Source organism: Rickettsia sp. (assembly GCF_965035265.1).
On the sequence record NZ_CBCDJS010000094.1, the window covers coordinates 1 to 4,534 of the forward strand.

A 4,534-nucleotide genomic window follows, 5' to 3' on the forward strand; every position below is an offset into this window, starting at 1 on the left:
CCGCCATATTCACCGGATTTAAATCCGATAGAAAAATTCTGGGCTAATATGAAACGATGGATTAAGAATAAAATTACTGAATTCGCAAACTTGTACGAAACTTTAAAAAAGTTTTTTACTGCACCTAATACTATATGATTTACTATAATCCAAAATAAGTGTGGCTACCGCCGAACACATAGCAGTACTCTTCCATCCGTGATAGGTACTAATGTCTGATTCAATATTGTTAAAATCTATATCTTGATTTGTAAGTTTATTATATATTGTTTGAAGTTTTATTTGCGTATTCTTATCTTTTTCGGAATGTTTATATAGTAACTGAAAATAAGGTTTAATTTCTTCAGGCGCAAGTTCCTTATTCTCAATCAAAGCCGGTACAATTTTATCATGCAAAAATTTAATTAATTTATTTTGCATAAAATTTGTAACTTTACTTTGTTCTTCTACTACTCCTACAGCTGCAGACCACCGTAAAGCCGTATATACAATTATACGATTAATAATATCATTATTTAATAAATCAATAGGCTGCAACCCTAAATTAGCAGCGTATCTAAAGCAAATTGCAGTTGTATTTACGGCATCATTAGCAAAACTTGGAATGTGATCAAATAAAAATTTAATGTCCTCTGCATTTTTTCCGCTATTCTTTAATTCCTGAAACATATTATTATTAATCTCTTTAGTTTGTCTATTTGATAAGACCGTACCTGGAAAAGATAATAAAATTTGTAGCATTGCAAGGCTAGTAGTAGGTAAAGCACATAATTCATACCAAGGATCCTTTTCGTCAATTACATATGAACGTAAAGCAATTACACCTGCTATAAGAGAAGCGTAAGTAATTGCTATTTTACCTGAATGATTACTAACTAAATCTGATTTTTCCGTTAACCAAGAAGCAATTTTGTAATCTTCATTATACTTATCAGTAGCTTTTTCTATTCTAGTAAGACTTTGCTCTAATGAATTAAGATAATTTGCAAAATTTAAATGAGCTTTTTTTTATTGTATTAAATTCCTTTTCATCCAATGATAAATCCGAAGCATTTACAGATAATATCGCTTTAGCCGTATAACGATATAGGAAATATTCTTTAGTGAGTGGATATGCCATACTATCGATTTTTTTGGCTACTTTAATCAATTTTTCAGATTGATCTAAATTGTTTTTTAAAAATATTTGAGCTTTAGTAACTAGGGTACTAAACTTTAATGAATTTATATCACCTATACCATCTAGCATAGAATCAATAATATTCTTGTTTTCTACTCCTATTAGCTCTTGTAGCTTTATATATAAGAAATGATCCCGATTATTTATCTCTTCAAAACAATTGCTCCATTGAGAATGATCGATATTCTTATCTTGATACTTTCCAGTAGTAGCTATTTTACTTAGTATTGTTTCTAAATATTGTGTATAAATAAAACTTTGATCGGGCGTCGTTAAATCTTTAAAATTTTTATCGCAAAACCATATTTTCAATACCTCACCTAAATTAAAACTAGCAAGTGCTGTAGTAGTTTTCCATAATCTTACGCCTAAATTTGATATATCATTATAATAGTTTATTATTACTCCTAGTTTATTACTCATAATTTCAATTAAATAAATGTAAATTTAAAATATAGGAACCTCTTAATGTTTATTCAAATACTTTATACGCAATTATTTACAATTCTTAATTATTTTGTTATGAGATAACATTAAAATCACACACGGATAACGCCGGTTTATGATAATAGAGAAGAGTATTGAGATACAAAAGTTTTTAATAGACCTCTTCGGAAACTCGCTTATAGAGAAGAATTTGAAGGAGACACGGAACGCAGAACCGCAGCGTATACTTAGTACGTGAGGATTCGAGTACCGGATCGACGTACAAATTACCTCTAGAAGTAGAGTTTCCGAAGAGGTCTAATCAAAAAAACAATAGTTGTGAGCATAATATATATTCCTTTTTATCTTCTATTTACAACAAGACCTGATTAATGATATAAAAAGTCAGTACCTGAATCGTTTATATTATGAGAATACTAGTAATAGGAGCTAACGGCTTTATTGGATCATATATTACAGCTGAATTATTAAAGAATAATTATGAAGTAATATGCTGTGTTAGAGATGTTGAATCTACCAGGAAAAAATTCCCTACCGCAGAAGTTATATATTGTGATTTTAATATAGACCTAAAACCACAAAGCTGGATAAATAGACTAAATAAAATAGATATAGTTATTAATGTATCAGGTGTATTAACGTCTAGTCATGCTAATAATATTGAAAATGTTCATGTCAATGGTCCAAAGGCTCTATTTAAGGCTTGCACTCTTACTAACGTAAAAAGAATTATTCATATTTCAGCTCTTGGAATAGATGATGAAAAAAACACTGCTTATGCTTTAACTAAAAAAACAGCTGAAGAATATTTACAAAAATTAGAAAATATAGATTGGGTAATTTTACAGCCATCTCTTGTTTACGCAAGCGGTTGTTATGGTGGTACCTCGCTATTTAGGGCTCTTGCAACATTACCGTATTTTATTCCTTTAATAGGCGATGGTTTACAACAATTTCAACCTATTCATATTGATGATTTAACGAAAGTAATTATTCACTGTATAGAAAGGGAAGGAAAAATCCACAAATTATTAAAAATAGTTGGACCAGACATAGTTACCATGAAAGATATCTTGCTTGGATTTAGAAGATGGCTTGGAGTTAATCCTGGAAGACTAATAAAAATTCCTCTAATATTCATTAAAATAGCAGCTAAATTAGGAGATTTTCTAAAAATAGGGCCCATTAATTCTACTGCGTATAATATGTTACTTCAACCTAATATTGCTGATAAAAAAGATTTTATCGATTTTACTTCTATAATCCCTAGAAACTTGCAACAAGGTTTTGTAACCGAACCTTTAACCGTACAATCCATATGGCACGCTAGGCTTTATTTTTTAAAACCTATAATAAAAATTGTCTTAGGGCTATTTTGGATAATGACAGGAATTATTTCAAGCATTTTTGCTTATGATGCTAGTATGCAAATTATAATATCACTAGGATTTGATAAACAAATAGCACCTTATATATTATATGGAAGCTGCTTTACAGATATTATTCTTGGAATTCTACTAATTATCAAAAATAAAATAAGTAGGATATGTAGTTTACAGATTTTATTAATACTAGCTTACACTCTACTATTAACATATCTTAAGCCATTATTGTGGCTAGATCCGCTTGGTCCGATGTTTAAAAATCTTCCAATAATATTACTTACTTTAGTATTAATGGCTATAGAACGAGATAAATAATGGATTATCTTTTTATAAAAACTATCCATATTATTAGTTCCACCATTTTATTTGGTACTGGAATTGGTACTGCTTTTTTTATGTGGTGGGCAAATAAAACCGGTGATTTGAATGCAAAGGCATATGCAGCTCGCACTACAGTTATAGCTGATCTTCTTTTTACTACTCCAACTGTGATAATTCAACCGGTTAGCGGCATAATATTAGTAAATATGCTTGGCTATAATTATTCTGATTTATGGCTTATCTTAACTTTTATCGGATACATAATCGCCGGTAGTTGTTGGCTTCCAGTGGTATGGATTCAAATTCAACTACGAAATATGGCACTTGAAGCATTAAAACAGCGAGCCCCCTACCGGAAAAATATTATAAATTATTTAAATTATGGTTCTACCTAGGCTGGCCAGCATTTATCAGTTTGATTATTATTTTTTTCTTAATGGTATTTAAACCATTATAACACTAGTTTAGGATAAATTTTATGTTGTCCCGCGGTTCAAGCCAGTGTTGTTGTGCAGACATCTAATCGTCATTGCGAGGAAATTACGAAGTAATTGATGAAGCAGTATCAGGATATTTGACGAGATTGCCACGTCGAGGCTTTGCCTCTCCTCGCAATGACAGAAAAAACGATCCACACATATTTATGCCGGTATATCTTCAATAATCGGTTGTTTTTTATTTGATTTTGTAGAAATGAGAGAGGTCATTATCGGTTCTACTAAGCCGTTAACTACCTCTTTTGTAATAGTAACACGCTGTTTTTTTAGCTCAGCAACTTTATACATACTATCAAGCAAAAGATGCTCAAGTATTGAACGAAGCCCCCTTGCTCCCGTCTTCTTAGCTAAAGCTTTTTCGGCAATAGCTTCTAAAGCTGAATCATCAATTACAAGCTCAGCATCATCAAGCTCGAATTGTTTCTGATATTGCTTTACTATAGCATTCTTAGGCTTAGTTAAAATCGTAATTAAAGCTTGCTTATCTAATTCGTCTAAAGTCGTAACGATAGGTAACCTACCGATAAATTCAGGAATTAAACCGAATTTAGTTAAATCCTCAATCTCTAGGGATTTAAGAATCTCGCTATTGTTTTTCTCTTTATCTATATTTACGTTAGCTGCAAAACCTATAGAACTATGATTAGTTCTTGCGGTTATAATGCTGTCAATCCCCATAAAAGCACCACCGCAAATAAATAAAA

General features: G+C 30.9%; 5 protein-coding genes and 2 pseudogenes. 4 read left to right on the forward strand and 3 right to left on the reverse strand.

The window, feature by feature from the left end; all coding sequences use genetic code 11:
• Nucleotides 1–138, forward strand: a 138-nt coding sequence (locus tag AC1Z7D_RS05940) for a transposase (RefSeq protein WP_482602140.1), incomplete at its 5' end; no start/stop codon positions are given.
• Here the strand turns inward: AC1Z7D_RS05940 and AC1Z7D_RS05945 are convergent.
• On the reverse strand, nt 103–741 hold the full coding sequence (locus AC1Z7D_RS05945; protein WP_482602832.1) for a hypothetical protein: 639 nt from the start codon (nt 739–741) through the stop codon (nt 103–105). The two genes, AC1Z7D_RS05940 and AC1Z7D_RS05945, sit on opposite strands and share 36 nt — an antisense overlap.
• Nucleotides 742–973: 232 nt before the next feature.
• Entirely contained in the window at nt 974–1,603 is a 630-nt protein-coding gene (locus tag AC1Z7D_RS05950; RefSeq protein WP_482602834.1) for a hypothetical protein, read from the reverse strand.
• Between the two features lie 177 nt (nt 1,604–1,780).
• Between AC1Z7D_RS05950 and AC1Z7D_RS05955 the strand changes: the two are divergent.
• The 3 genes and pseudogenes from AC1Z7D_RS05955 to AC1Z7D_RS05965 form a co-directional block, all read left to right on the forward strand.
• Nucleotides 1,781–1,995, forward strand: a pseudogene (locus AC1Z7D_RS05955) (palindromic element RPE1 domain-containing protein); the annotation flags it as partial.
• Nucleotides 1,996–2,034: 39 nt separating this feature from the next.
• Nucleotides 2,035–3,327, forward strand: coding sequence for a DoxX-like family protein (locus tag AC1Z7D_RS05960; RefSeq protein ID WP_482602836.1), 1,293 nt, complete (start codon nt 2,035–2,037; stop codon nt 3,325–3,327).
• Nucleotides 3,327–3,790 (forward strand): annotated as a pseudogene (locus AC1Z7D_RS05965) (DUF2269 family protein). Before AC1Z7D_RS05960 ends, AC1Z7D_RS05965 begins: the two are co-directional and overlap by 1 nt.
• A 184-nt stretch (nt 3,791–3,974) precedes the next feature.
• Here the strand turns inward: AC1Z7D_RS05965 and AC1Z7D_RS05970 are convergent.
• Nucleotides 3,975–4,534 (reverse strand): ATP-dependent Clp protease ATP-binding subunit ClpX (locus AC1Z7D_RS05970; protein WP_482602838.1); only part of this gene is annotated, 560 nt, incomplete at its 5' end.